Genomic DNA, 26,149 nt, shown 5'->3' on the forward strand with positions numbered 1-26,149 from the left:
CCAGCGACTTTTCAATCCGCCGTCACGTCAATCTCGCGCTGCTGGCGGATATCCGCCGATGACGATCCGGCCATGATCCGGTAGCGGCCGGGCACGACGCGCCATTTCCCCTGCTCTGCATCGAATTGCGAAAAGGCGCGGGGATCCAGCGTCACGCTGACGGTTCGGCGCGCGCCGGCCGCAAGGTCGACCTTGGCAAAGCCGCGCAGCGCGATCGGCAGATCACCGGCGGCGGGGGCGAGCGGCGCGACATAGATCTGCACCACTTCCTTGCCGGCACGCTTGCCCGTGTTGCGGAGCGTGAGTTTCGCCGACACCAGTTCGCCGCCGTTGACGCGCACAGGCGCCGACAGCGCCGAATAGGCGAAGCTGGTGTAGCTGAGCCCATGGCCGAAGGGGAACAGCGGCTTCACACCCTTTGTGACATAGCCGCGGTAACCCACGAGCAGGCCTTCGGAATAAGGCGTCTTGGCACCCTTGAGGTTGACCATATCGTCTTCGCTCCGGGCCGGGAAGGTCACGGGCAGTTTACCCGAGGGGTTGACCTTGCCGGTGAGCACGCTCGCGAGCGCCGCCGCGCCGCCTTCACCCGGCAGCCACATGTCGACGATCGCGGGTGCCTTGTCGGACCAGGGCATCGTCATCGCGGCGCCCGCATTGACGACGACCGCAGTCTTCGGATTGGCGGCGATGATCGCCTCGACGAGCTTGTTCTGGTCGCCCGGCAGGTCGAGCGAGGTGCGGTCATACCCTTCGCCTTCGGTTGTCGACGAGGAGCCGACGAACACAAGCGCGGCATCGGCACCGCGCGCCGCCGCGACCGCCTCGTCGAACGAGGGGAGCGGTTCGCGGATACCGAAGCTCAGATACTCATAGGGCGTCTGGCCGGTGACATAGTCGATGCGGATCGGATAGCTGCGCCCCGCTTCGAGCTGGACCGACACCGTCCGGCGCGGGATCGGGAAGCCGAGGACGTCGCGGATGTCGGGCTTTGACGCACTTTCCTTGTTGAGCACGGTCTTGCCGTCGAGCGTGATTGTCGCATTGCCGGTACCGCGCGTGCTGAATTCATAGGTGCCGCTCGTTTCGGGCCAGAACAGCCCCTCCCAGCGGAACGCCGCATAGCCCGTCACCTGCGGTCCGGCGATATTGCCGCTGATCCGCTTCAAAAAGCTCGTCGCGGTTTCGCGTTTCACCGGCTCGCCGCTCATGTCGGCAGTGGCGTAATAGGTCGCGGCGAGGCCAGTGACGCTGCGGTCGGTTCCGGGGCTGAACAATTTGGGGTTCGCGCCCGGCGGCGTTTCCTCATTGTCGACGCCGCGCGCGAAGTCGATCCTGACACCCGGCAGCGCAGCCTTGAGCGCCGCGAGCGGCGTGCTCGTCTCGAACGGTACGACAGCCGAGCTGCCGCCGCCCTGAATACGCACGACGTCGGCGTTCGGGCCGATCACCGCAAGCGTCTTGATCGACGATGGCAACGGCAGAACGCCGCTGTTCTTGAGGAGGACGATCGCCTCTTCGGCGGCGCTCTGCGCGAGCGCTGCATTGCGCGGGGTCGTTTCGGCGATCGGGCGTGCAACGCCGCGCTCGATCGCGCCGCTGCGCACGATCAACCGCACCATGCGGCGCGCATTGTCGTCAAGCTGCGCGGGGGTAACCTTGCCCTCTTCGACCGCCTTTTTGAGCTTTGGCCCGAAATGGTTCGGCGGTCCCGGCATTTCGAGGTCCATGCCAGCGTTGACGGTGGTCGCGGTCGAATGGACCGCGCCCCAGTCGGACACCACGAAGCCCTTATAGCCCCATTCGGTCTTGAGCAGGTCGGTCAGCAGCCAACGGTTCTCCGCCGCATGCGTGCCGTTAATCTTGTTGTACGATGCCATCACCGACCAGGGGTCGCCCTGTTTGATCACGGTCTCGAACGCCTGGAGGTAGATTTCGCGCAGCGTGCGCGGATCGACCACTGAATCGACGATGAAGCGGTTGGTTTCCTGATTGTTCGCCGCAAAATGCTTGAGCGACACGCCGATACCCGCGCCCTGTGCGCCCTTCACATAGCCGAGCCCGATCTGACCAGCCAGATACGGGTCTTCGGAGTAGGTTTCGAAATTGCGACCCCAGCGCGGGGTACGAACGATGTTGACCGTCGGTGCGAGCAGCACGTCGGCGCCATGCGCGATCGTTTCCTTGCCGATCGCCGCGCCGACTTTTGCCGTGAGGTCGGGATTCCAGGTCGCCGCCATCGCGACACCGACAGGGAACACCGTCGCGGGCTTACCCTCCGGCGAGCGCACGCCGGTCGGACCGTCGGTCATGCGGATCGAGGGGATGCCGAGCCGTTCGATCGGGTTCAGCGTCATCGAGCTTTCGCCCGCGAGCAGCAGGATTTTCTCGTCGAGCGTCAGCCGCCCCATCAGATCGTCGACACGCGCCTCGATCGGCGCGGATTTATCCTTGTAGATCATATCCTGCGCCTGTGCGCCGGACAGCGCCACCGTGGAGGACAGCAAACTTGCCGTCAGATAGGCTGTCCGGCCCTTCATCACTTGATCTCCGCCAGGTCCTTGGCGGTCGCGGCGAGCATCTCGTCGGTGATCTTGCCGTTCGAATAGGGTTGAAGCTGCGTCAGGCTGATCGCCTTGAACATCTCATATTCGGGCAGTGCGATCATGCCGGGGAAATGCTTTTCGATCACCGCCTTGCCCTTTTCGTCGGCGACGATGTCCTGCAGCGGGGTGTCGAGGTTGAACTTCGCATCGCTGGCGGGGGCAGCCGCGGCCGGTGCGGGCGCGGCGGGTGCGGGTGCCGGCGCGGTCGTGCCTTGAGCAAAGGCGGGAGCAGCGGCCATCAGCGCCGCAACAAATATGGCAGTTTTCATTCTACTTCTTCCTTTTGAAGATCGGCGACCATCGCTTCTCTGATCAGATATTTCTGGACCTTCCCCGTCACCGTGGTGGGGAATTCGCCGACGATACGCACGTAGCGCGGGACTTTATAGTGGGCGATCTGGCCGCGACAGAATTCGCGTATCGCTTCGGCATCGACGTTGGCATCGGGCTTCAACCGTACCCATGCGCACAGTTCCTCGCCCATGCGTTCGTCGGGGATGCCAACCACCGCCACATCCTCGACAAAGGGATGGCGATAGAGATAATCCTCGATCTCGCGCGGGTAGATATTCTCGCCGCCGCGGATGACCATATCCTTGAGGCGGCCGACGATATTGCCATAGCCCTCGGCATCGATCGTCGCGAGATCGCCCGAATGCATCCAGCCGTCGGCGTCGATCGAATCCGCGGTGCGTTCGGCCTCGTCCCAATAACCGATCATCACCGAATATCCGCGCGTGCAAAGCTCGCCGGCTTCGCCCGAGGGGACGATATTGCCACCGCCATCGACGATCTTGCATTCGAGGTGCGGCTGCACGCGGCCGATCGAGCCGACGCGGCGTTCGAACGGATCGTCGGGCGCTGTCTGGAAGCTCACCGGGCTGGTTTCGGTCATCCCGTAAGCGATCGTCACGTCGCGCATGTTCAGCCGCTCGACAACCTGCCGCATCAGCGGTTCGGGGCAGATTGCGCCGGCCATGCAACCGGTGCGCAGCGAGGACACATCAAAGTCATCGAAGCGCGGATGCGCGAGCACCGCAATGAACATTGTCGGGACGCCGTAGAGCGCCGTGCAACGTTCGGCTTCGACGGCGCGCAGTACGGCTTCGGGATCGAAACCTTCGGACGGATAGATCATCGCCGCGCCGTGGGTGATGCTGGCGAGATTGCCCATCACCATGCCGAAGCAATGATAGAGCGGCACGGGGATGCAGATGCGGTCGCCCTCCCCCAGCCCCTGCGTACGACCGACGAAATACCCGTTGTTCAGGATGTTGCGATGGCTGAGCGTCGCCCCCTTCGGCAGACCGGTGGTGCCGCTGGTGAACTGGATATTGATCGCGTCGTTGGGATCGAGCGCCGGGCCGATGGCGGCGAGACGCTGGCGGTCGGTATCGGTAGCAAGCGTCGCCGCATCGTCGAACGGCAGCCAACCTGGACGCGCTTCCGGACCGATGAGGATCAGCGAGCGCAGGGTCGGCAGACGTTCGGCGCGCAACTGACCGGGCGTGCTGGTGACCGCCTCGGGCGCGAGTTCCTCGATCATGCCCGGATAGTCGCTCGTCTTGAAGCTGGTCGCCGCGACGAGCGCCGAAAGGCCGACCTTGTTGATCGTATATTCGACCTCGGACAGGCGATAGGCCGGGTTGATCGTGACGAGGATCAGCCCGGCGCGCGCCGCGGCAAACTGGGTCAGCGTCCATTCGGCGCAATTGGGTGCCCAGATGCCGATCCGGTCGCCGGGATTGAGGCCAAGCGCAAGCAGTCCGGCGGCGAAAGCGTCGGACCGTTCGAGCAGTTCGGCGAAGGTCCAGCGAATGCCCTGCCCGACCGATACGAGCGCGTCGCTGCTCCCCCAGCGTTCGGCGGCAAGCGCGAGCGCTTCGCCGATCGTATGCTCGATCAGCGGCGGTTCGCTCGCGCCTGTCACATGGCTCGTCATTTCCCGGGCGCCTCGCACGTAAAGCTGGCTGCGTCGTCGGTCGAACCTTTGCCGTCCCACTTTGCGACCTTCGGAAATGCACAGAGCGGCCGCGTCCGCCCGGCCTTGGCGGGCAAGCCGATATAGGCGAACAGGTCGTTGTCATATTTGGTCGCGATGATCCGCTCTGGCGCTGGGCCGCCCTGCCGCCAGCCATCGAGTGCCGCCAGCGGATCGAAGTTGTTCGGTCCCGGTCCCGCAAGGCAGTGCGACATGCCGGGCACCATGAACAGGCGGACCGAAGTCGCCGTAGCCTTCGGGTTCGCCGCGACCAGGCGCTCGTAATAGTCGAGCGTATTCTGTGCCGGAATCCCGGCATCGTTCCAGCCGTGATAGAGGATCAGCTTGCCGCCGCGTTTGTAGAAGGCACCGAGGTCGGTGCTGTCCGCATCAAGATCGCCGCCGACCCGCGCCTTCGCCAACGCATAGTCGCGTTCGAGGTTGAAATCCGAAAGCTGCCAGTCGGGATTGGCGTGGACAAAATAGCGGAAGAAGGCGGTGCCGAACTTTACATGCTGCGACGTCTTGCCCGTCAGCCATTGTGACCAGGTGCCTGCCTCCGCCTCGGCGCCGGGTGCGAAACCGGGGTAGAAGCTCTTGCCTCCGGTCGTCTTTGGACCTTCGTAGAACAGCCTTGCGGTCGCGACTTCGCCCGGCGTCAGGCAATCGGCGCCATCGCCGCCTTTGCAGGCGAGTTTGGCCGGATCGAAATGACATGCGCGCGGATCGTCGATCACGCCATCCTTCACCCCGTCGAGCCCGTCGCACTGGCCGAGCGATGCGGCCTGGAGCAATTTCAGCTTCGCCATCGGCAGGTCGGCGCCGGGCTTGCCCGCCGCGACGGCGTTGTTGGCAAAGGCGCTCGCCATGCGCGTCCATGGCATCGCGGGGGCTCCCGCGATGATCGCGTCATAATCGGCCGGGTATCGCTGCGCGAGGGTCAGCGCCTGCCGCCCGCCATCCGAACAGCCATGGAAATAGCTCGCCGCGAGCGGGTTTTCGTAAAAGGCGGCGATCACCTGTTTCGCAGTCTCCGCGCCGACATGATTGGCGCGCCAGCCATAGTCGCGGATCTTTTCGGGCGCGTTCAGCGCCCAGCTTGCGTCGACATCGGCTTCGCTGAAATGCCCCATGTCAGTACCGACCGCAGCATAGCCCTTTTGCACCGCGCCGCGCATAAGCAGCGACGGCAGCAGCATGTTCGCGCCGAAACCGCCATTGCCCGCGCCGAGCAGCTTGCCGTTCCACCCCGCGCGCTCGGGTAACCAGACCTCGACCTTGATCGACGATCCGGGCACCGGCGACAGCGTAGCCTGTACGCGGCAGAAGGCGGCGGGGGCTGGAAGGCCGGGCTTGCCCGCCTCCAGATTGACCATTGCGCCGCCCGAAAGCGAGGTCGCGGCGTCGACCTTGCCGTCCTTCAGCGTCATGCCGGTCAGCGCTTCGCAGCTTCCGACCTTCTGCGCCGAGGAAGCCGGTGTCGGGGCGGGTTCGTTTGCGGTGCAGCCCGCGAGCAACGATCCGCCGGCGAGCAGGAGGAGCGATGCCGCCCTCATTTGCCGACCAGTCCCTGGCTGCGCAGCCATCCGGACATTGCGTCGGTCCATGCGTCGCTCGGTTTGCCGCTCTTCTTCATGCCGAAACCATGGCCTCCGCTTTCGTAAGTGACGATCGTGCTGCTCGCGCCAGCCGCCTTCCACGCCGCGGCAAGGCGGACGCTGTCGTCATATGCCAGCTTGTCGTCCTTTGCCGCTGCGACGAACAGCGGCGGCGCCTTCTTTGGCACCGCGATTGTGTCGGGCAGCAGGCCCGGATAGATGGCGATCGCGAAGTCTGGACGGCTCGCGGGCTTGTTCGCCGTCAGCGTCCATACCGTCACCGCGCCGCCCGCCGAAAAGCCCATCAGCCCTACCCGGTTCGACTTGATGCGATAGCGGGCGGCATTTTTGCGCACCCACTTCACCGCATTCTCGCCGTCGGCGGTCGCGAGCGGGCGCAGCGGTTCGACCGCTGTGCGCAGCGAAGGAAGATTTGCGAGATAGCGCATCATCTGGAGCGGAAAATCGGCTCCGGTTTCGAGCAGACGATATTTGAGTACGAACGCGGTGACGCCCTGGCTGTTCAGCCATTTGGCGACCGCCTCGCCCTCATTTTCGATCGACAGCATGTGAAAACCACCGCCGGGCGCAACGATTACCGCAGTGCCGTTGGGCTTATCAGCGACATAGGGCGTCAGCGTCGCGTCGGATACATTGCGCACGATCGTCCCGAACGGTCCGGTCTCGCGCACTTCCTTCGACGTCGCGGGAACGGGGTCGGACGACAGGCGGATCGCTTCCCACGCGCAGGCGGGGATCGCGACGATGGCGAGCGCGCCGGCGATGGCGGCAGTAAGGCGCATGGTCATGACTTTCATTATTTTCCGTCCCGTGCGGCGGCGATGGCAGTGAGCGCAGGCGTGGTTGCCGGCGCCATTGCGGTTGCGTCGATACCCATCGACAGAAGCTGCGGCCTTACGGGGTCGAGCCGTACCCATGCGGGAAGTCCGCTTCCGTTCGGATCGCCGGTTTTCGCGAAGTTGGTCCAATAGTCGCCAAGCTGCTTCGCGGCGGCGCGGTCGGCGGCGGTCGCGTCGGCGAGCAGGTTGCCGAACTGGAATGCGACGTCCGACGCGTGAACGGCTCCGACATCGGGCTTGCGCTGGCCTTCAGCGACATAGCCGAAACGATAGAGGAAGGTCGGCACCCCCGCGCGCGCCTGCAACAGGCCGAAAGCGAGTGCCGGCTCGGCGAAGATCGCGTCACCGCCAAGCCGGCGGTTCGCTTCATCCTCGCTCGCATAGGCGGCTTTCACCGCAGCGGCGGAAGCACCGAGCGACTTTTCGACCGGGCCGTTGACCATCGCGCGAAACGGCGCCGGGATGAAGCCGAGTTCATCATCGTTGCTGCCGATAATATAGGGAATGCGCGCCTGTTTACCCTCGGCAAAGATCGTCTCGGCCCCCGCGGGCACGATCGTCCCGTCGGTCATCGGCCCCGAATAGCGATCCTCTTCCTTGCTCATCAAGGCAAGGCTGCCGAGAACCTTGTCGGCGGACAGCGCGCGCAAGGCCGCAGCGTCGGCAGCGCCTGCTCGCGCACCGAACGCCTGCCCCTTCGCTTGTGCATCCGCAAGCGTCGGCCAGTCATCGCGGCCGCCCCCCGAAGCGACGATCGCGCGCGCGAACAGGCCCCTGGCGGCGGGCGACGCCATCAGGCGCGACACCGATTCCCCGCCCGCGCTCTCGCCGAAGATCGTAACCTTGGCCGGATCGCCGCCGAACGACGCGATGTTGCGCTGGACCCATTTCAGCGCAGCAATCTGATCCATCAGCCCCCAGTTGCCGTCCTTGCCCAACGCGCGGTGCGCGAAGAAGCCGAAGCGGCCAAGGCGATAGTTGAAGCTGACGATCACGACGTCGCGCTTCGCAAGCACGCCGCCATCGGTCTCGGGCAAGGTCCCCGACCCACCGACGAAGCCGCCGCCGTGAATCCAGACCATCACCGGCAGCTTCGCTCCCTTGGCTGGCTTCGGTGTCCAGACGTTGAGCGTCAGGCAATCCTCGTTCATCGGCCGCGATCCGGGCTGGATACCGGGGAGCGGATTCTGCATGCAATCGGGGCCGTAAGCGGTTGCGTCGCGTGGTGCACTCCACGGCGCCGCGGGCGCGGGTGCGCTCCAGCGCAGGGCCCCGACCGGCGGCGCGGCATAGGGAATGCCCTTGAACGCCGCAACGCCATCCGCCGTTACGCCCGTGATAGCGCCACTGTCGATCGCCACTTGCTGGGCCGCGACCGGCGATGCCAACAAGGCAGCCGAAACCAATATGCTGCGGATCATTATTTGCCTCCGGTCGTGAAGATGAAACGGCCGGGGCCGGTACGATAGATGAAATAACCCTTGTCCTCGCGAACGGGGCTGGCGCCCGCAGGCGGGGTTACGGCGCCAAAGCGTGTCGGCACCCAAATCTCCCCCGCCGTATTCGCCGGCACCTCGGCGGTCAGCGCCAGCCTGCCCCCGTCGACCTTCCATCCCGAGAGGGCGCGGCCATGCACCGTATCCATTGCGGCTTCGGCACTCGCCAGCCCGTCCGGGATCGCGGGTTTGACCACCACGAGCTTGTACCCCGGTGCGCCGGGACGCAGGCCGGCGAGCCGCTGACGCATCCAATCGGCGATCGACGCGAAATAATGATGGTCGCGCGATCGGCTGTTCAGGCTCCACGTCTCGAACATCGTCGAATGACCGTTCTTGATCCACCAGCCCCAGCTCGGCTCGTCGGTGCGCGTCGCGACGCGATAGGCAAGGTTTGCATGACCGTAATCGCTGAGGATTTCGAGCAGGTAGCGCGCGCCATAGACACCGGTGTGCAGCCCCTGCTTGTCGACGTCGCGTGCGATCGTGTCGGCGACATCCTGTTCGCGGCCCGCGGGCACCATGCCGAACGCGAGCGGCAGGATATTCTGCACCTGCGTCGCCGGACCCGCGACGCCCTTTGCATCGACCGTCCGGTACCAGCCGTTCGCCGCATCCCAATAGCGCGCGTTATAAGCAGCACGGATGTCGGCCGCGAGTTTTCCATAACGCTCGGCGTCGTCGGCCTTGCCGATGATCGCCGACGATTTCGCAAGCAGGTCCGCCTGATGGAAGAAATAGGCCGTGGTCACCGCATCGATGCCGCCGCCGCGCGCATTGCTGTAATCCATGCCGCCCGCCGACGCCCATTCGGACAGTCCCGCCGAGCGTTGATAGTCGGGCGCCTTGATGAAGGTCGCGGTGTAATCGACCAGTCGCCGCTGCATATCCTGATTGTCGGCAAGGATGCGCGTGTCGCCATAGGTCGTATAAAGTTCCCACGGCAGGATCATCGCCGCGACGTCCCAGGGCGTCGTCGGGCCCCAGATCACGTTCCAGCCGGGGGTGTTCTCATATCCGTAGAAAGGCGTCGTCGGCGCAATCTCCGGCACTTCACCCTTGTCCGACTGCGCATCGCGGAAATCGGCCAGCCATTTCGTCCAGACGCGCGCTATATCCAGACTGCGCGCCGCGGCGCCCGCCGATGCCTGTGCATCGCCGCTCCAGCCATTCTTCTCATAGGTCGGCGTGTCGGTCTGGAAGCCATGAAGATTGTTGAGGATCGACGCGATCGCGGCAAAGTCGATCTGATTCAGCAACGGGTCGGCACTCGTGAAGCTGCCGGTACGCGCGACCGCCGAATGGACGATGCGGGCGGTCAATGCACCCACGGGCGGCCTGTCGGGGAAACCGTCGACCTGCACATAGCGAAAGCCACGATAGCCGAAGCGCGGTTCCCATTGCTCGGCGCCCTTGCCTGCCAGCGTATAGCGGTCGGTCTGAAGCTGCGCGTCGATCAGCCCGGCGGCAGGGACGACTTTGCCGTCGTCGGCAACACGCTCGCTCGCGATCATCGAAACGGTCAGCCCGCGCGACCCGCTGACTTTGAGCACCGGCCAACCCGCAACGATGCGCCCGAAGTCATATACATGGACGCCCGGCGCGACCTCCTTCACCGCGACCGGCGCGATATCCTCGACCGGCTCGATCGCTTCGCTGTCGGCGGCGACAATCTGCCCTGCCGGACCAGCAACGACCGAAGCCGCCGACCATTTGCGGTCGCGAAAGCCCGCACGATCCCAGCCTGTCGGCACCAGCCGCGCATCGAAGCGCTCGCCGCGATGCACCGAGTCATTGAGCGTCGGGCCCGAAATGGTGCGCCAGCCGCCATCGGTCGCGACCGTTTCGCGGGTCCCATCGGCGTAGGTGATTTCCAGCTGCGCCTTGAGCGCAGGCTCGGCGTGCCAGGGTGCCGCGTGAAAATACCATTCGTTCGGATCGGTCAGCCCGTACCAGCCGCGCCCCAACTCGGCGCCGATCACATTCTCTCCGCGGCGCAGCAGCGCAGTCACGTCCAGCGTGTAAGCGAGCACGCGCTTATCATAGGCGGTGTAACCGACGCCGAGCGACGAGCCGACGATCGTGCCATTGACCGAAAGCCGGGGCATGCCCCCGCCCGCATAATAGAGCCGCGCGCTCGCGACCGGTTTGCCGAGGCGAAAAGCGCGGCGAACAAGTGGCGCCGGCAGTTCGATCGGGAGGACCAGGTCGACACCCGGAACCCCGCTCGCGACCACCAACCCATCCTTACCAACGCCACCGCCGGTGAAAGGATTGTCGCCGCCCGCAAAATCATATGCAACCGCAGGGCTTTGGGTGCCCGACACGCGGACCGAATGCACGATCGCAGCCGCCGCTTCCTTACCAGCGAAGCCGATCGTGCCATGCTTGTGCGCGTCATTGTCGACCGTCCCGACGACGACCCCGTCGATGCGCGTCACGATCTGACGACCCTCGGCGCGGATCGAAAGCGCGATGCGGCGCCCCTTGAGCGGTGCCGCAAGCTTGACCTGCCCCAGCCGCTCCATCTTGATCGCCGAACTCGTCCCGCCCGGATAGCGGCGGATCGTCTGGATCAGTTCGGGCCCGTTCTTGTCGTCCGCGAGCGTCCAGACATAGGCGTCGCCATAGGTTTTGCCGTTGGGCAGCGCGCGAAACAATATGTCGACGCTCTTGCCCGTCAGCGTCAACTCGGCGTCGAGCGTCAGGTCGCCCCAGTCATGGGCAAGGCGTTGGGGCCCCGAAATCCATTTGGCCTGCCAGTCGCCATCGGCAAGCAATCCCGTTTCCCACCAGGCCGGCGTGCTCCAGCCAGAGACCTTGCCATCGGCGTCCCACACCTGCACCTGCCACCAATAGCGCTGGCGCGACACCAGCGCTGGTCCGGCGTAGGCGATCTGGACATTGTCCGTCGACACGGTCTTGCCGCTATCCCAGAGCGGCGCGCGCTCAAGGTCGGCTTCGGAGGTCGCGACACGTATGCGATATGCGCTCTGTCGCGCCACCGGCGATCGCCAGGCAAGGCGCGGCGCCGCCGTGTCGAGGCCCAGCGGCGCCGCAGCATATTCGGTCCTGAGTTCGGCGGGCGCCGGATCGGCCGCCCACACGGGCGAGGTTGCCATGCCGACGGCCGCGAGCGCACCCAGCAACAGGCCTCGCAAGCTTCCGATCAGCGGCAACCCAACCTCCTCGTCAGAATTTGGTGCGAATACCGAAGGATACCAGCCGGCCGAGCGTGCTGCCATTCGTATATCCCGATGCACTGTTCAGGAACGGCGGATCCTCGTCAAAGACATTGTCGACGTTCAGCGTCAGCAGCGTGTTTGCGAGCATGTCGCCGAGATCGTAGCTGAAGAAAAGATCGACGGTGTCGAACGCGGCGACGCGTTCCTGCGGCGCCAACCCGACGACCGGATAGCCGCTGCGATGGTTGAGCGTCGCGCGCGCCGTAAAATCACCGACCGTCGCGCCGAGCCCTGCCGTGAAGAGGAAGCGACCGGTGCCATTTTTGAGATCGTCGTTGACCGGGCCGCCCTGCACAACCTGCGTCTCGCGATTGAGGAGGTAGCTGCCGGTGAAATTCGCATTGACCGAACCGAAGCCGGTCGGGCGATTATAGGCGAGGTTGAAGTCGACGCCGTCGACATTCACCGCGCCGAGGTTCGCCCGCTGCGCAAGGAACAGCACATAGGGCGAGCTGAACGCAAATAGCGTCGCGAGGTTCGGCACGCCGTCGACGCGGAGATTGCCGGCCGCGGCCTGCGCCTGCGCGAGCGTCGGGTTGAGGATGAAGAAATCCGCATAGGCCGGCGTCGTGAACAAGAGCGGCGACGTGAACGGCGGGACCGCGATGGCGTCCTTGAACTTCACGTTGAAATAGGTCGCGCTGGCGACGAAACCTTCAAGCGCGGCGGGCTTGAGATCGAAGCCAAGCGACCAGGTATCGGCCTTCTCCGGTTTCAGATTGGCGTTGCCGCCCGCGATCGCGATCGTCGGACGCAGCGCGTCGAAGGGCGAGCTGTTCGGCGCGCGGAACGGACTGAACGGAAGCACCTGCACGCGCGCGTCGACCGAGTTGCCCAGGTCGGCAAGGCTTGGCGCGTGGAACGACGTGCCGTAGTTGCCACGGATCGTCAGCGCCTCGAACGGGCGCCAAGTCACGCCGATCTTGGGATTGGTCGTGCTGCCCACATCGCTGTAATCGTCGTAGCGGACCGAGCCCGACAGTTCGAGGCTGTAGAAGCCGGGCGTGCGATTGTCGGCGCCGAAGATCGGGATCAGCAGTTCGCCGAACAGCGACTTCACATTGCGCGCGGCATAAGCGTTCGAGCCGGTGACCGCATTTTCGGGGCCGCTGCCGGTGAAGGAGCGGATATTCTCGTAATGATATTCCCCGCCGACCGCGAGGCGGATGTCGCCGCCGGGCAAGCTGGTCAGCGGACCGTCGAGCACGACGCGCCCTTCGGCCAGTTCCTGCGTCGCGTCGCCATAGTTGACGAAATCGTCGATCGCCGCGAGCACCGCGGGCGACGTTGCCGAGAGGTTATAGGGGTTGAGCGCGGTCGCGGTCGTGGTGCCCGCCAGCGCAAGCGTCGCCAGGGTCGAGTTGAAAGAGCGCTCGGTCGATTCATTCTCGCTGCGTCCGAAGTTGGCCAGCGTACGCAGCTGCCAGCCACCGCCGAGCTCGAAATCGAAGCTGGGGGTGATGCCATAAGAGGTGAAGCTCGACGGGCTGTCGTTGCTGGGCCCGAAGACATCGTCGAATGCGAACGAAACGGTGTGCGCGAGTTCGGTGCCGATCGGGCGGAAGAAGGGATTCGCAGCGGTGATCGTTCCGCTCGCGCTGCTTTGCGCACTGCGGTGCAGCGTATCGCGCTTCGACCAATAGGCCGACAGCTTGAACGCGACCGAGTCGCTGAGGTCCTGCGTCAATCCGGCGAAAACGCTGTGGCGTTCCTCGCGCGGATAGATTGCCGCATAGTCGGTCTGGTCGCAGCGATTGACGCCCGGCGTCCGGCCGGGAAGCGCATAGGTCGTCGTGCCGACGGTGATATTCGCCAACGCGCAGGCGGTGCTGCGGAAATCGCCGCCGCCGCGATCGGTCTGGTTCGCGGTCGCATAGCCGCGGTCGAGCCCGATAAGGTCGTCGTGCCAGGCGTAGGAATAGGAGATGAAGACCGAGCCCGAACCCCAATCCTTGCCCGCGATGACGCTGGCGTCGATCGTCTGGTAATCCTTGGCAAAGCCATAGCGCGCATTGACGCCGATGCCGTCGTAGCGGTCGCGCGTGATGAAGTTGATCACGCCGCCGATCGCGTCGGAGCCATAGATGGACGAACCGCCATCGGGAATGACATCGACACGCTTGATGACGTCGGGCGGGATGACCGACGGGTCGAAACTCGTCTGCAAAATACCCGCGCCGACCATGCGGTGCCCATCGACGAGCACGAGCGTGGTCGAACCACCGCTGTTGCCAAGATTGCGAATGTTCGGACGCACGATCGGATTGCCGAAATTGCCCAGGCCCGCCGGGATCGTACCGAAATTGCCGACCTGCGGGATCGAGGCGAGAAGGTCGTTCGCCGAGGCTGCGCCCGAGGCGACGACATCGGCCTCGCTGACCGCGACGACATTGGTGCCGACCGGCGCAACGCCGCGCAGCAGGGTACCGGTCACGACGATATCGGCATTGGTCGGTGCTTCGGAATCGGCATCCTGCGCATGGACACCGGTCGCGCCGAGCAGCGCCCCCGCACACGCCATTGCCGAAATGCCCCGCCGCCACGCGTTCCGCCGCGCAGCAAAATCCAGACCCGCGTTCGTCATCGCCTTCATCGCATCCTCCCTGCACTCGCCCTCGCGAGTTGTCCCTTTTGACGGAGGCGCCTGTCCGGCAATCTTGTTCCTCCGATGCCACGCTTCGCTGAGCGTTTCTGCATCAATGCTCATTATTTGTCTTTATCAATCACGTCAACGATCAATTTCAATCATTCGTGCCTGAACGGCACGCCAGACCGCGGTTTTCTTTTTAAGGGTTCTGGAAAATTCAGGCGATGATGACGCGGATGCCGGCGGCTTCCATCATCGCGACATGACGCGTTTCGATTCCAGAGTCGGTGACGACGACGTCGATCTCGTCCAGCGCACATACGACGTTGCCCGACGGGCCCGAAAATTTAGAACTGTCGACGAGCACGATGATCTCGTCGGCGCGTTCGATCAGCCGGCGTTCGGCCGCAACAAGGATCACGTCGGCCTGCATTAGCCCCGCGGGACCCATCGACGCCGCACCCATGAACAGCTTCGGCGCGTGAAAGCGCGGCATGCCGTCATCGCCGGCGGCCGACAGGACGATATTCTGTTCGCGAAAGACCTGGCCCGATGGAATGAGGATCCGCGTCGTCGACTGCGGCAACAGCGCGCTGACGATGTGAAGCGAGTTGGTCAGAACCTGCAGGCTCAGCCCGTCCAGGTGCGGGCACATCTGCAGCGTCGTCGAGCCGCCGTCGATCATGACGCCTTCGCCCGGAATGCAGAGCCCTGCGGCGGCGCGGCCGATCGCTTCCTTGGCGCCGCGATTGCGGCCGATATTTTCGTGGAATGGAACGCCCGACAGTCCGTCTTCGGACGTACTGGATGTAACGCTTCCGCCTCCGACGCGCTTCGCCCCGCCACGTACGCGCGTGATGACGCCCGCCTCTTCCAGCCGGTCGAGATCGCGTCGGATGGTGGCTGGCGACGCGGCGACGCGGCTTTCGAGGTCGCGGAACGAGACGAAACCGCTCTCGCCCAGGCTATCGAGGATCATTTTTTCGCGTTCGGCTGCGTGCATCGGGGTCCCTGTCTGATTGCGTCTATTTGACGGGAGCTGCGCCGAGTTGCAATCGAATGATTAGACGATCCCCGCCGTCGTGCCCGCCGCGCGCCGTTCCTGCGCCTTGCGATCCCGCCACCCGCTCGCGCGATAGGCCGTAATTGCATCGATCGCCCCGCCCGCCTCGGCGCGCGCCGCCGCGAGGATCGGGGTGACGTCGGTGCGGTACGCGACGCGCAGCGCCTGGAACGCCATCATCGTGTCGTTCGCTTCCTGCGCCGCGAGCAAAGCCTCGCGGTCGACGAGCAGCGCCTTGGCATAGGCCGCGACGATCGCCTCGGCCGACGACAACATGCTTTCGATCGGGTCGGTCACATTGTGCGACTGGTCGATCATGTAGGCGGGGCGGAAATCGCCGCGCGGGTTCATCTCGGCCTCGATCAACTCGTTGAAGACGAGGAAGAGCTGGTGCGGATTGATCGATCCCGAGTCGAGGTCGTCGTCGCCATATTTGCTGTCGTTGAAGTGGAAGCCGCCGAGCTTTCCGAAGCGATGGAGCCGGGCGACGATCTGTTCGATGTTTACGTTCGGCGCGTGATGCCCAAGATCGACAAGGCATTTCGCCTTGTCGCCAAGCTCCTGCGCGACGAGGATCGAACTGCCCCAGTCGGCGATCACGGTCGAATAGAAGGCGGGTTCGAACATCTTGTGTTCGATCAGCATACGCCAGTCGTCGGGGAGCGCGGCATAGACCTGCGCAGCCGCATCGAGATAGCGGTCGAGGCTGCGACCGAGATCCTGCTGTCCCGGAAAATTGGTGCCGTCGCCGACCCAGACGGTCAGGTCGGTGACGCCAAGCTGCCGGCCAATCTCGATACATTCGATGTTGTGCGCGACCGCCTGCTCGCGCACCTCAGCGCGCGTTGAGGAAAGCGAGCCCGTGGCGTAGCTTGCCGCCTGCCCTGGCTGATCCTGAAAGGTGTTGCTGTTCACCGCATCGAAGCCGAGCCCGAGCGCCGCCGCTTCCTCGCGCAACCCGCGGTAGTCGCCGACCTTGTCCCACGGAAAATGTGGACTGACGCGCGGCGTCGCGCGCCCGAGTTGCTGAATGACCGCACAATCTTCAAGCTTTTCGTGAATGTTGGTCGGCTCGCCGGCAATCGGGAATTTGGCGAAGCGCGTGCCGCCGCGCCCGGCGCCCCAACTCGGCACCGCGACCGAGAAACCCGCGACCTTTGCCTTCACGCCGTCGATGTCGATCCCCCGCCGGCCAAGCTGGCGGCCGAGGCTGCCATAATCGTCGTCGAGCGCATCGATCAGACCGGCGTTCAGCCGCTCGATGTCATCCTGTGCGAGCGGCAGGTCGCCGGCCATAAATCTCTCCTGATTCCGTATCTTATCGCGTAAATGCCTGCGCGTTGCCCGCGTCGACGTTGATCATATTGCCGGTCGACTTTGCCGACATATCAGAACTGAGGAAATAGACCGCTTCAGCGACATCCTCGGGCAGCACGTCGCGCTTCAGCATCGACCGGTTGCGATAATGTTCTTCGAGCTCGCTGCCCGAATCGATGCCGTGCGCACCCGCGCGTTCGCGGCGCCAGTCGCCGTCCCAGATACGCGATCCCTTGATCACCGCATCGGGATTGACCGTGTTGACGCGGATACCGAACGGCGCCCCTTCCAGCGCGAGGCAGCGCGCAAGGTGCAGTGCCGCCGCCTTTGCCGACGCATAGGCCGAGGCGTTGGTCGCCGCGGCGATCCCGTTCTTCGACCCGATGAAAACGATCGAACCGCCGCCCTGCGCCTTCATCAGCGGAAAGGCTGCGCGCGCGGTGAGGAAATAGCCCTGCGCAAGCACATCGTAATTGCGCTGCCACAGTTCGAGCGTCGTATCCTCGATCGGCGCCGACGAGGCGATGCCCGCGTTCGCGACAAGAATGTCGAGCCCCCCGAACTCGCGCGCGCAGTCCGCAAAGGCCGCCGCAACCTGCACTTCGTCGGTCACGTCGCACACTGCCGAGCGAATGCGGTCGCGGCCAAAGCGGCCTTCAAGTTCCTGCGCCGCCTTGGTCAGCGCATCGGCATCGCGGTCGACAAGCAGCACGCACGCATCGTCAGCGGCAAGGCGTTCGGCGGTTGCGGCACCGATGCCGCCCGCGCCGCCGGTTACGAGCGCGATGCGACCGGCGAGAGGCTTGCGCTTCGGCATGCGCTGGAGCTTCGCTTCCTCGAGCAGCCAATATTCGATATCGAACGCTTCCTGCTCGTCGAGCCCGACATAGGCGCCGATCGCCTCGGCACCGCGCATCACATTGATCGCGTTCGCATAGAATTCGCCCGCAAGCCGCGCGGTCGTCTTGTCACCGGCAAATGTCATACGGCCGATGCCGGGAACCAGCACGACGACGGGATTGGGATCGCGCATTGCCGGCGAACCCGGCCGCGCGCATCGCTGATAATAAGCGGCATAGTCGGCGCGATACGCCTCGATCCGCTCCGCCAGATAGTTGCTGTCGTCGATCCGTGCCGGGTCGAGCACGAGCGGCGCAATCTTGGTGCGCAGGAAATGGTCGGGGCACGAAGTGCCGATCACTGCGAGTTTTGCAAAATCTCGGCTGCTCGTGAATTCGAGCGTTTCGGCATCGTCGGCGAAATGCCCCACGCGCCGTCCCCCCATCAACCCGCGCAGCAGCGGCATCAGCCTGGCGGCTGCGAAGGCGCGTTCGGCGGCTGGCAGCGGCGCGATGACCTCACCTCCGAACCCCGACTTGGTGGCCAGCTTGGCGTTCAGATGCCTCGCGGCATCGGTGATCAGCGCGATGGTGTTATCGTAACAGACCTTGGCGCTATCGCCCCAGCAGATGATGCCATGGCCCGCGAGCATCACGCCGCGAAGACCCGGATGAGCGGCAACATAGTCGCGCAATTTGAGCCCGAGATCGAACCCGGGGCGCTGCCAGGGCAGCCAGCCCACCGCTCCGCCCCAGATCGCCTTGGTCGCAGCCTCGCCTTCGCTCGACGCGGCGAGCGCGATGATCGCGTCCGGATGGACATGGTCGACATGTGCAAAGGGCAGATAGCTATGGAGCGGGGTATCGATCGACGCCGCGCGCGGATTGAGCGCGAAGGTGCAGTGCGGCAGATAGCCGACCATCTCGTCTTCATGCTCCAGCCCGCGATAGAGCTTCTCGAGACCAAGAAGCTTGCTCTGGTAGAGTGTCGAAAACCCGTCGAGCTTCATCGAACCGATGTCGCCCCCCGATCCCTTCACCCACAGGACCGGCACCGTTTCGCCGGTGAGCGGATCGCGCGCATCGAGCTTGGCCGATGTGTTCCCCCCGCCGAAATTGGTGACGGTGAGGTCCGACCCGAGCCGGTTAGAGCGATAGAGCAGCAGATCTTCGGGCGACTTGTCCGCCGCCTCTTCGTCCGACCAGCGATTCGCCGGAATGACGAATGGCAGCGCGGCAGCGTTGGATTTCGGTGGGACGTCCAGAAGATCGGGCATGAAGGAAACTCGTTGTTTCGACTATGACAAGCCATGTATCGAAAACGCTGGCGTCCTGCAATCAGTTTCGATAAAGTTCGATCAAATTCGGTCGCAACGAAGCAAAGGGAGAGGGATGAAGGGTCGCGCCACCATAGTCCTCGATATCGGGAAAACCTTGGCAAAGCTGAGCCTCTGGTCGCCGGATGGCGCCTTGATTGAACGGCGCGTGCGGCCGAACGAGCGCATCAGGACGGCGGGCTATGCCGCGCTCGACACGGCCGGGATCGAAGCCTGGGCCGTCGAGGTGCTGCGATATTTCGCGACGCTTGCGGACGTAGGCGCGATCGTTCCGGTGGGCCATGGTGCCGGCGCAGCGATTATTCGCGGCGACCATCTTGCTTGCCCCCCGCTCGACTATGAAGAAGCGCTGCCGGCGGACTTGCGCACAGCCTATGCGGCCGAGCGGGACGCCTTTGCAGAGACGGGCTCCCCCGCCCTGCCCGACGGGCTCAATCTCGGCGCGCAGCTTTTCCGTCTTGAGCGTCGCGACCCCACGCTCGCGCGCGGCACGCAAATCGTGCCTTGGGCGCAATATTGGAGTTGGCTATTGAGCGGGGTGGCCGCATCGGAGGTGACCAGCCTCGGCTGTCATACCGATCTCTGGAACCCGATCGCCGGCAGGCCGTCCGGACTCGCCGAACGGCACGGCTGGGCGGAACGACTTGCCCCGCTGCGCACGGCGGGCGACATATTGGGCACGCTGCGGCCCGAATGGGTTTTCCGGACCGGGCTGCCCGCCGACACCGAGATCCATTGCGGCCTTCATGATTCGAACGCGGCGCTGCTCGCCGCGCGCGGCTTCGCCGAAATCGCAGATCATGAGTCGACCGTGCTGTCGACGGGCACATGGTTCGTCGCGATGCGATCTCCCCAGGACGCGGCGTCGGTCGACATCGCCCGCCTCGACGAGCGTCGCGATTGCCTGATCAACGTCGATGTCCACGGCACACCGATCCCGTCGGCCCGATTCATGGGTGGGCGCGAGATCGAGACATTGATCGGCCTCGACACGCGGCAAAGCGACATTGCGCCTGACCAACCCGCACTGCTGGACGCGCTGCCCGATACGCTCGCCGGTGGCGCAATGCTGCTGCCCACCTTCGCGCCGGGCTTCGGCCCCTTCCCGCATGGTCGCGGCCGATGGATCGCCGAGCCTCCGGGGCAGCCCGCGCGCCGCGCCGCAGTGTCGCTATACGCCGCGCTGGTCACCGACGCGTCGTTGGGCCTGATCGGCACAAGGGAACGCCTGTTGATCGAGGGCCGCTTCGCCGAAGGGCAGGTTTTCGTCCGCGCGCTTGCGGCGCTGCGGCCCGACCTTCGCACCTATATCGGTAAGGCGCACAATGACGTTTCCTATGGTGCGCTGCGGCTCTTGGACGCCGCGTTGCCCACGGCAGAACCGCTCGAACTGGTCGAGCCGCTCGATATCGATCTTGGGCCCTATCGCGACCGCTGGCGCGAAGAAGCCGAACGGGTGGAAGAAACCGCGTGAAAGCAGCATCGATCGGCGACTATCGCGAAGCCGCCCGGCGACGCCTGCCGCACTTCCTGTTCGAATATTTCGACGGCGGCTCCTATGCCGAGCGGACGCTACATGCCAACATCGCCGACCTGCAGGACATTGCGCTGCGCCAGCACGTGCTGAACGACGTGTCGGCGATCGACCTGTCGACGACGTTGTTCGGCCAGCCAGTATCGATGCCCGTCGCGCTCGGTCCGATCGGCCTCGCCGGAATGGCTGCACGCCGCGGCGAGGTACAGGCCGCGCGTGCGGCGGCAGCGAAGGGTGTGCCCTTTACGCTGTCGACCGTTTCGGCCTGCTCCCTCGCCGAGGTCGCGCAGGGCTCCCCGACGCCCTTCTGGTTCCAGCTCTATATGATGCGCGACCGCGGCTTTATGCGATCGCTGCTCGACGAGGCCAGCGAGGCCCGCTGCCCCGTGCTCGTCTTCACCGTCGACATGCCGCTCCCGGGCGCGCGCTATCGCGATGTGCGCTCGGGCCTGTCGGGCGCCTCGGGACTTCGCGGGCAACTGCGCCGTATCGGCCAGGCCATGACCCGCCCCGGCTGGGCATGGGACGTCGGCATCCATGGCCGCCCGCATCAGCTAGGCAACGTCGCGCCGCTGCTCGGCCCGAAATCGGGACTCGAAGACTTCTTGGGCTGGATGAAAAATAACTTCGATCCGGGCATAACTTGGGCCGACCTGGATTTCGTTCGCGCCCACTGGGCCAGACCTATCGTCTTAAAGGGCATTTTGGACACCGAAGACGCACGGCGCGCCGCCGAGGCGGGGGTCGACGGGATCATCGTATCGAATCATGGCGGGCGCCAGCTCGATGGAGTGCCGTCGGTCGCGCGCGCGCTGCCCGCGATCGCCGATGCGGTCGGTGACCGGCTGACGCTGCTCGCCGATGGCGGCGTGCGGTCGGGCCTCGATGTCGTGCGGATGCTCGCATTGGGCGCCAAAGGCGTGCTGCTCGGTCGGGCCTGGGCATTTGCGCTCGCGGCGGACGGGGGACGCGGCGTGCGACACGTGCTCGACCTGATCGAGGCCGAAATGCGTGTCGCAATGGCGCTTACCGGGGTGACCGGGGTGGACAGGATCGGGCCGGAGACATTAGCCGCCTGACGGGAATGAGGGGAGAAAAAGGATGGATGCGAACCCGCTGCTCGGCGTGTTCTTTCACTGGCTGGGCGGGCTATCGTCGGCGAGCTTCTATGTGCCGTACAAGCGCATCCGCGCCTGGTCGTGGGAGGTTTTCTGGATCACCGGCGGCATCTTCTCGTGGCTGATAGCTCCTTGGCTCTTCGCCTCGATCCAGACCCACGACCTGGTCGGTGTCCTCAGCCGGACGCCCGGTGATATCTGGTTCTGGTGCTGGTTCTGGGGCGCGATGTGGGGACTTGGCGGACTGACCTTCGGGCTCACCATGCGCTACCTTGGCCTCTCGCTTGGCATGGCGGTCGCGCTCGGGCTGACGACCGTCATCGGCACGATGGGGCCGCCGATCTTTCGCGGGACCTTGGGAGAATTGTTCGCCACGACCAGCGGGCAGACGGTGTTTCTCGGCATCGCGATTACGCTGATAGGGATCGTCATTGTCGCGCAGGCCGGACGCCGCAAGGAACGTGAGATGGGCGCGGCGGTCGCAGAGGCCGACAAATCCGAATTCAATCTCCGCAAAGGATTGGCGATCGCAGTCTTCTCCGGCATCATGTCGGGCTGTTTCGCCTGGGGCCTCGACGCCGGCGCGCCGATCCGCGAGCTGACGCTCGCCGCCGGGACCGACCCGCTATGGCAGGGACTGCCCGTTCTGTGCGTCGTGCTGCTCGGCGGGCTTACGACAAACCTAATATGGTGCGCGATCCTCATCGCGCGCAACCGCAGCATACGCCAGTTCGCCGGCGAAGCCGCGCCCGGTGCGACCGAACGGCCGCCGCTCGCGCTCAACTATGGCCTCGCTGCGCTCGGCGGCACGCTCTGGTATTTCCAATTCTTCTTCTACACGATGGGCGAAAGCCAGATGGGGCGCTTCGGCTTCTCAAGCTGGACGCTGCATATGGCGAGCATCATCCTCTTTTCGACCCTCTGGGGCTTCGCGCTCAAGGAATGGGCGCCCGCGGGCCAGCGCACCCGCGCGCTGGTCTGGCTCGGGATTGCAGTGCTGATGGCGTCGACCGTCGTGATCGGCCTCGGCAACAGCCTCGCGTAATCTCTCCTAGGCAGGCGTTGCGGTAAGTTCGCCGCGCGCCTGCCGGAACACCTCGACGCTTCCCCAGATCGCGAGTGCAGCCATGATCGCAGCGACGATCAGGTCGGGCCAACTGCGCCCGGTGCCGAACACGCCGAGCGCCGCGCCCATCACCGCGATATTGCCGATCGCATCGTTGCGCGAGCAGATCCACACCGAACGCATGTTCGCGTCGCCGGTGCGATAGCGATAGAGCATAAGCGCGACCGCCACATTGGCAGCGAGCGCGAGCGCGCCGATCAGTCCCATCGTCTCGGCATGCGGCGCCGATCCGCTAACAAAACCCCAGACCGCCGATCCGAATACCCAAAGGCCGAAGGCGAGCATCGTCCCCGCCTTCAGCAAAGCGGCGCGCGCACGCCATGCGAGCGCCATGCCCGCAACGCCAAGGCTGATCGCATAATTTGCGCTGTCGCCGAGGAAGTCGAGCGCATCAGCCTGAAGCGCGCGCGAGTCCGCCGCGACGCCCGCGACGATCTCGACGCCGAACATCGCTGCGTTAATCAGCAGCGCGATCCACAGGATACGCCGCCACTTGGGATCGTTGAGCGCGGTCTTGCCACTTTTGCCGGCACAGCATTGATCGGCCATCGCCGAAATCTCCTGTCATCTTCGAGTCGGCACCCTATATGCACCCTGTAGCAACTACAGGGTCAAGCGATGAAAATTGGCGAACTGTCGCGTGCCACCGGCACGAATATCGAAACCATCCGCTATTATGAGCGCATCGGTCTGCTGCCCGCGCCGAGTCGCACCGCCGCGAACTACCGCAGCTATGGCGACGCGCATCGGTCGCGGTTGAGCTTTGTGCGCCATTCGCGCGATCTGGGCTTCACGATCGAAGAGATTCGTTCGCTGCTGGACCTGTCGGACGATCCCGCGCGCGATTGCGGTGAGGCCGACCGTATCGCGACCGCGCATCTGGAACAGGTCGAAGAAAAGATCGCGCAATTGACCGCGCTGCGTGACGAGCTCGCGCGGATCGTCGGGCGTTGCCGCGGTGGTGCGGCGGCCGACTGCCGGGTGATCGAGGCACTTGGCGATCACCGGCACTGCGAAAGCGCGCATTGATTTGGGAAAGGTGGGACGATTCTGTTGCCCGGCTCGTCCCCAGCCGCTGGTATCCGATTCTGTTGCCCGGTTCGGTCCGAACCGCGTTCTATTTGTCTAACCTTAGGCCGTGAGGCTTATCGGTTAGGCAGCCAGAGCGAGTGCTTCGTTATCGTTAGCACCTATTGGTTTTGAGCCTTTAACGGGTTACTCAGCCCGGAAGAAAATATCGTCTTTGAACACACGTCGATCCTGGTTCGGCCCCGTCAGAAGCCCGCGCGCCCATCGAAGAAACGCGGGTTTGTGGTGGAGCCGCCGGGTACTGCCCCCGGGTCCGCTGTGTCTATTCCACGACACCATTTATCCTCATAGCCGGCCGAAACCGGCACGACTTATATAGGAAGCCCGCCCGCACTTGGAAAGAGCGCAGGCGGGCCATTCGTCCCGTAACGGGCTCAACTCCCTTATTTCTTTCGCAATTCGTCCCGGATTTCGGTGAGGATATCGACCTCGGTCGGACCTGCGGGCGCGTCAGGCGCCTTCCGCACGACCTTGTTCACCGCCTTTACCAGCAGAAAGATGATCCACGCCAGAATCAGGAAATTGATCGTCGCCGTGATAAAGGCGCCATAGCCGAACATCGCGACCCCGGCCTCTTTCAGCGCCGCATAGTCGGTCGCCGAAACGCCCTCAGGAACCGGGCCGAGACGAATAAACATGTTCGAGAAATCGACCCCGCCAAAGAGCGCGCCGACGACTGGCATGATGATATCTTCGGTCAGCGATTTGGTGATCGTCGCAAACGCGCCGCCGATGATCACACCGACCGCAAGGTCGATGACATTGCCGCGCGCGATAAATTCCCTGAATTCACTCAGCATCTTGTCGTACCCCGGATTGTTGAGCCTTGCCGAGAAAGGTGCCGCGACGATTGCACAAAGGCAAGCGGCTTCCTATTATGTGTATTGTTGCGGCAAAACGCCGCCGGAGGGAGTTTTTGACCATGACCTATCGTTCCGCTCGCTGGTTGATCCTGCCTGTCGCCGCGATGAGCCTGTCCGCCTGCGGCATCAACAGCGTCCCGACCAAGGAAGAAGCGGCGAAAGCCAAATGGGCGAATGTCGAAGCCGCGTACCAGCGCCGCGCCGACCTGATCCCCAACCTCGTCGAAACCGCAAAGGGCGCGTCGAAGATCGAACAGTCGACGCTTGAGGGCGTAATCCAGGCGCGCGCCTCGGCGACGCAGGTCAAGCTCAGCACCGACGACCTCAATGACCCCGCGAAGGTTCAGGCCTTTCAGCAGGCACAGGGCAATGTGTCGGGTGCGCTGGGCCGCCTGCTCGTCACCGTCGAACAATATCCCGACCTCAAGAGCCAGGCCCGCTTCGCCGACCTGATGACGCAGCTCGAGGGCACCGAGAACCGCATCAACGTGACGGTGCAGGACTATAATGCCGCGGTGCAGGACTATAATACGACGATCCGCACCTTCCCCGACATCATCGGCGCAAAGATCGTGCATGGCGCGCAGCCGATGACGCCATATAAGGCTGTCACGCCCAACGCCAACCAGGCGCCGAAGGTCGACTTCGGGCAATAAGGTGGGCGTGCCCACCCCATTTCGATCGCTGACAGCAGCGGCCCTGGCAGGGCTGCTGCTGTTCGCGGCGCCTGCCGCGGCGCAGACTTTTCCCAAGCTCGCGGGGAATCCGGTCGTCGATCAGGCCGATATCATTCCGGCGGCGGAGGAAGCGGCACTCAATACACAGTTGCTCGAACTCCAGCAAAGGACCGGGCATCAGCTTGTCGTCGCGACGGTACGCGACCTCGAAGGCCATGACGTCGCCGATTACGGCTACCGCCTCGGCCGCGAATGGCAGATCGGCGACAAGGAAAAGGACGACGGCGTCGTCTTCCTGATCGCGCCGAACGAACGGCGGATGAATATCGCGGTCGGCTATGGCCTCGAACCGATCCTGACCGACGCCTTGTCGGGCCGGATCATCCGCGACGTCGTGACGCCGAAGTTCAAGGCGGGCGATATGCCCGGCGGAATTCAGGACGGCGTCAACGCTATCGCGCAGCAGATCCAGCTTACACCCGAGGAAGCCGCCGCGCGCGCCGCCGCCGCCGACAAGGCCGAGCGCGACCGCGCCGGCGACGGCAATTTCGGCGGGTTGTTCTTCATCGGTTTCATCTTCTTCATCTTTTTCGTCATCCCCTGGCTGTCGAGCCGGTCGCGGCGCGGCAAGAAGCGGCGCAAGGACAGCCCGTGGGGCGCCCCGCCGATCATCATCTGGGGCGGCGACGACGATGACCATTGGGGATCGGGCGGCGGCTCTTCATGGGGCGGCGGCGGTGGCGGCTTCGGCGGATTTTCGGGCGGCGGCGGCAGCTTCGGGGGCGGCGGCGCCTCCGGCGGCTGGTAAGGGAG

The 26,149-nt window shown here is 64.6% G+C and carries 19 protein-coding genes and 1 other RNA gene; 6 read left to right on the forward strand and 14 right to left on the reverse strand.

From position 1 onward, the window contains the following. Nucleotides 1-11 precede the first annotated feature (11 nt). From KEC45_RS13705 to KEC45_RS13755, 11 genes are all read right to left on the reverse strand, one after another. On the reverse strand, nucleotides 12-2,540 hold the full coding sequence (locus KEC45_RS13705) for a glycoside hydrolase family 3 C-terminal domain-containing protein (RefSeq protein WP_083435682.1): 2,529 nt from the start codon (nucleotides 2,538-2,540) through the stop codon (nucleotides 12-14). Next, nucleotides 2,540-2,875, reverse strand: coding sequence for a hypothetical protein (locus KEC45_RS13710; RefSeq protein WP_193749109.1), 336 nt, complete (start codon nucleotides 2,873-2,875; stop codon nucleotides 2,540-2,542). Before KEC45_RS13710 ends, KEC45_RS13705 begins: the two co-directional genes overlap by 1 nt. After that, a complete protein-coding gene (locus tag KEC45_RS13715; protein ID WP_062178175.1) occupies nucleotides 2,872-4,548 on the reverse strand; it encodes an AMP-binding protein in 1,677 nt (558 codons plus the stop codon). The genes KEC45_RS13710 and KEC45_RS13715 overlap by 4 nt, the downstream gene beginning before the upstream one ends. Then, a complete protein-coding gene (locus KEC45_RS13720) occupies nucleotides 4,545-6,143 on the reverse strand; it encodes a tannase/feruloyl esterase family alpha/beta hydrolase (RefSeq protein WP_062178172.1) in 1,599 nt (532 codons plus the stop codon). Before KEC45_RS13720 ends, KEC45_RS13715 begins: the two co-directional genes overlap by 4 nt. Continuing rightward, a complete protein-coding gene (locus KEC45_RS13725; protein ID WP_062178170.1) occupies nucleotides 6,140-7,003 on the reverse strand; it encodes an alpha/beta hydrolase in 864 nt (287 codons plus the stop codon). The genes KEC45_RS13720 and KEC45_RS13725 overlap by 4 nt, the downstream gene beginning before the upstream one ends. Further along, nucleotides 7,003-8,466 (reverse strand): carboxylesterase/lipase family protein, encoded by a 1,464-nt coding sequence (locus KEC45_RS13730; protein WP_062178167.1) that lies wholly within the window; start codon nucleotides 8,464-8,466, stop codon nucleotides 7,003-7,005. Before KEC45_RS13730 ends, KEC45_RS13725 begins: the two co-directional genes overlap by 1 nt. Continuing rightward, nucleotides 8,466-11,786, reverse strand: coding sequence for an alpha-L-rhamnosidase (locus KEC45_RS13735; protein WP_083435679.1), 3,321 nt, complete (start codon nucleotides 11,784-11,786; stop codon nucleotides 8,466-8,468). Before KEC45_RS13735 ends, KEC45_RS13730 begins: the two co-directional genes overlap by 1 nt. Continuing rightward, complete coding sequence (locus KEC45_RS13740; protein WP_252171113.1) at nucleotides 11,734-14,379, reverse strand: TonB-dependent siderophore receptor; 2,646 nt, start codon at nucleotides 14,377-14,379, stop codon at nucleotides 11,734-11,736. The genes KEC45_RS13735 and KEC45_RS13740 overlap by 53 nt, the downstream gene beginning before the upstream one ends. A 211-nt stretch (nucleotides 14,380-14,590) precedes the next feature. Further along, nucleotides 14,591-15,352, reverse strand: coding sequence for a DeoR/GlpR family DNA-binding transcription regulator (locus KEC45_RS13745; RefSeq protein WP_238586568.1), 762 nt, complete (start codon nucleotides 15,350-15,352; stop codon nucleotides 14,591-14,593). Nucleotides 15,353-15,436: 84 nt separating this feature from the next. Further along, nucleotides 15,437-16,732, reverse strand: coding sequence for an L-rhamnose catabolism isomerase (gene rhaI / locus KEC45_RS13750; protein ID WP_062178157.1), 1,296 nt, complete (start codon nucleotides 16,730-16,732; stop codon nucleotides 15,437-15,439). Between the two features lie 22 nt (nucleotides 16,733-16,754). Continuing rightward, the gene (locus tag KEC45_RS13755) at nucleotides 16,755-18,869 is read right to left on the reverse strand and encodes a bifunctional rhamnulose-1-phosphate aldolase/short-chain dehydrogenase (RefSeq protein WP_062178154.1); all 2,115 of its coding nucleotides are present in this window, start codon (nucleotides 18,867-18,869) and stop codon (nucleotides 16,755-16,757) included. A gap of 115 nt (nucleotides 18,870-18,984) precedes the next feature. Between KEC45_RS13755 and KEC45_RS13760 the strand changes: the two genes are divergently transcribed. From KEC45_RS13760 to rhaT, 3 genes are read left to right on the forward strand one after another with little or no spacing between them, the layout of a single operon-like run. Then, nucleotides 18,985-20,403, forward strand: coding sequence for an FGGY-family carbohydrate kinase (locus KEC45_RS13760; RefSeq protein ID WP_062178151.1), 1,419 nt, complete (start codon nucleotides 18,985-18,987; stop codon nucleotides 20,401-20,403). Next, nucleotides 20,400-21,542, forward strand: coding sequence for an FMN-dependent L-lactate dehydrogenase LldD (gene lldD, locus KEC45_RS13765; protein WP_062178148.1), 1,143 nt, complete (start codon nucleotides 20,400-20,402; stop codon nucleotides 21,540-21,542). The genes KEC45_RS13760 and lldD overlap by 4 nt, the downstream gene beginning before the upstream one ends. Nucleotides 21,543-21,564: 22 nt before the next feature. Beyond that, nucleotides 21,565-22,626, forward strand: a complete 1,062-nt coding sequence (gene rhaT / locus KEC45_RS13770; RefSeq protein WP_062178146.1) for an L-rhamnose/proton symporter RhaT — start codon at nucleotides 21,565-21,567, stop codon at nucleotides 22,624-22,626. Between the two features lie 6 nt (nucleotides 22,627-22,632). On the opposite strand, the gene KEC45_RS13775 is transcribed toward rhaT, so the two are convergent. Then, on the reverse strand, nucleotides 22,633-23,256 hold the full coding sequence (locus tag KEC45_RS13775; protein WP_062178143.1) for a cation transporter: 624 nt from the start codon (nucleotides 23,254-23,256) through the stop codon (nucleotides 22,633-22,635). A gap of 69 nt (nucleotides 23,257-23,325) precedes the next feature. On the opposite strand from KEC45_RS13775, the gene KEC45_RS13780 reads away from it, so the two are divergent. After that, nucleotides 23,326-23,736, forward strand: coding sequence for a helix-turn-helix domain-containing protein (locus KEC45_RS13780; RefSeq protein WP_062178140.1), 411 nt, complete (start codon nucleotides 23,326-23,328; stop codon nucleotides 23,734-23,736). A gap of 48 nt (nucleotides 23,737-23,784) precedes the next feature. Here KEC45_RS13780 and ssrA read toward each other — a convergent pair. Beyond that, nucleotides 23,785-24,141: a transfer-messenger RNA gene (gene ssrA / locus KEC45_RS13785) on the reverse strand. 38 nt (nucleotides 24,142-24,179) lie between these two features. Then, entirely contained in the window at nucleotides 24,180-24,596 is a 417-nt protein-coding gene (mscL, locus tag KEC45_RS13790) for a large conductance mechanosensitive channel protein MscL (RefSeq protein ID WP_062178138.1), read from the reverse strand. A gap of 122 nt (nucleotides 24,597-24,718) precedes the next feature. On the opposite strand from mscL, the gene KEC45_RS13795 reads away from it, so the two are divergent. Together KEC45_RS13795 and KEC45_RS13800 are read left to right on the forward strand one after the other, a co-directional pair. Then, a complete protein-coding gene (locus KEC45_RS13795; RefSeq protein WP_062178136.1) occupies nucleotides 24,719-25,315 on the forward strand; it encodes a LemA family protein in 597 nt (198 codons plus the stop codon). A 7-nt stretch (nucleotides 25,316-25,322) separates the two neighbouring features. Then, the gene (locus KEC45_RS13800) at nucleotides 25,323-26,144 is read left to right on the forward strand and encodes a YgcG family protein (protein ID WP_252171114.1); all 822 of its coding nucleotides are present in this window, start codon (nucleotides 25,323-25,325) and stop codon (nucleotides 26,142-26,144) included. The last annotated feature ends 5 nt before the right edge of the window (nucleotides 26,145-26,149 follow it).

This window comes from Sphingopyxis sp. USTB-05 (assembly GCF_023822045.1).
Lineage (GTDB): Bacteria > Pseudomonadota > Alphaproteobacteria > Sphingomonadales > Sphingomonadaceae > Sphingopyxis.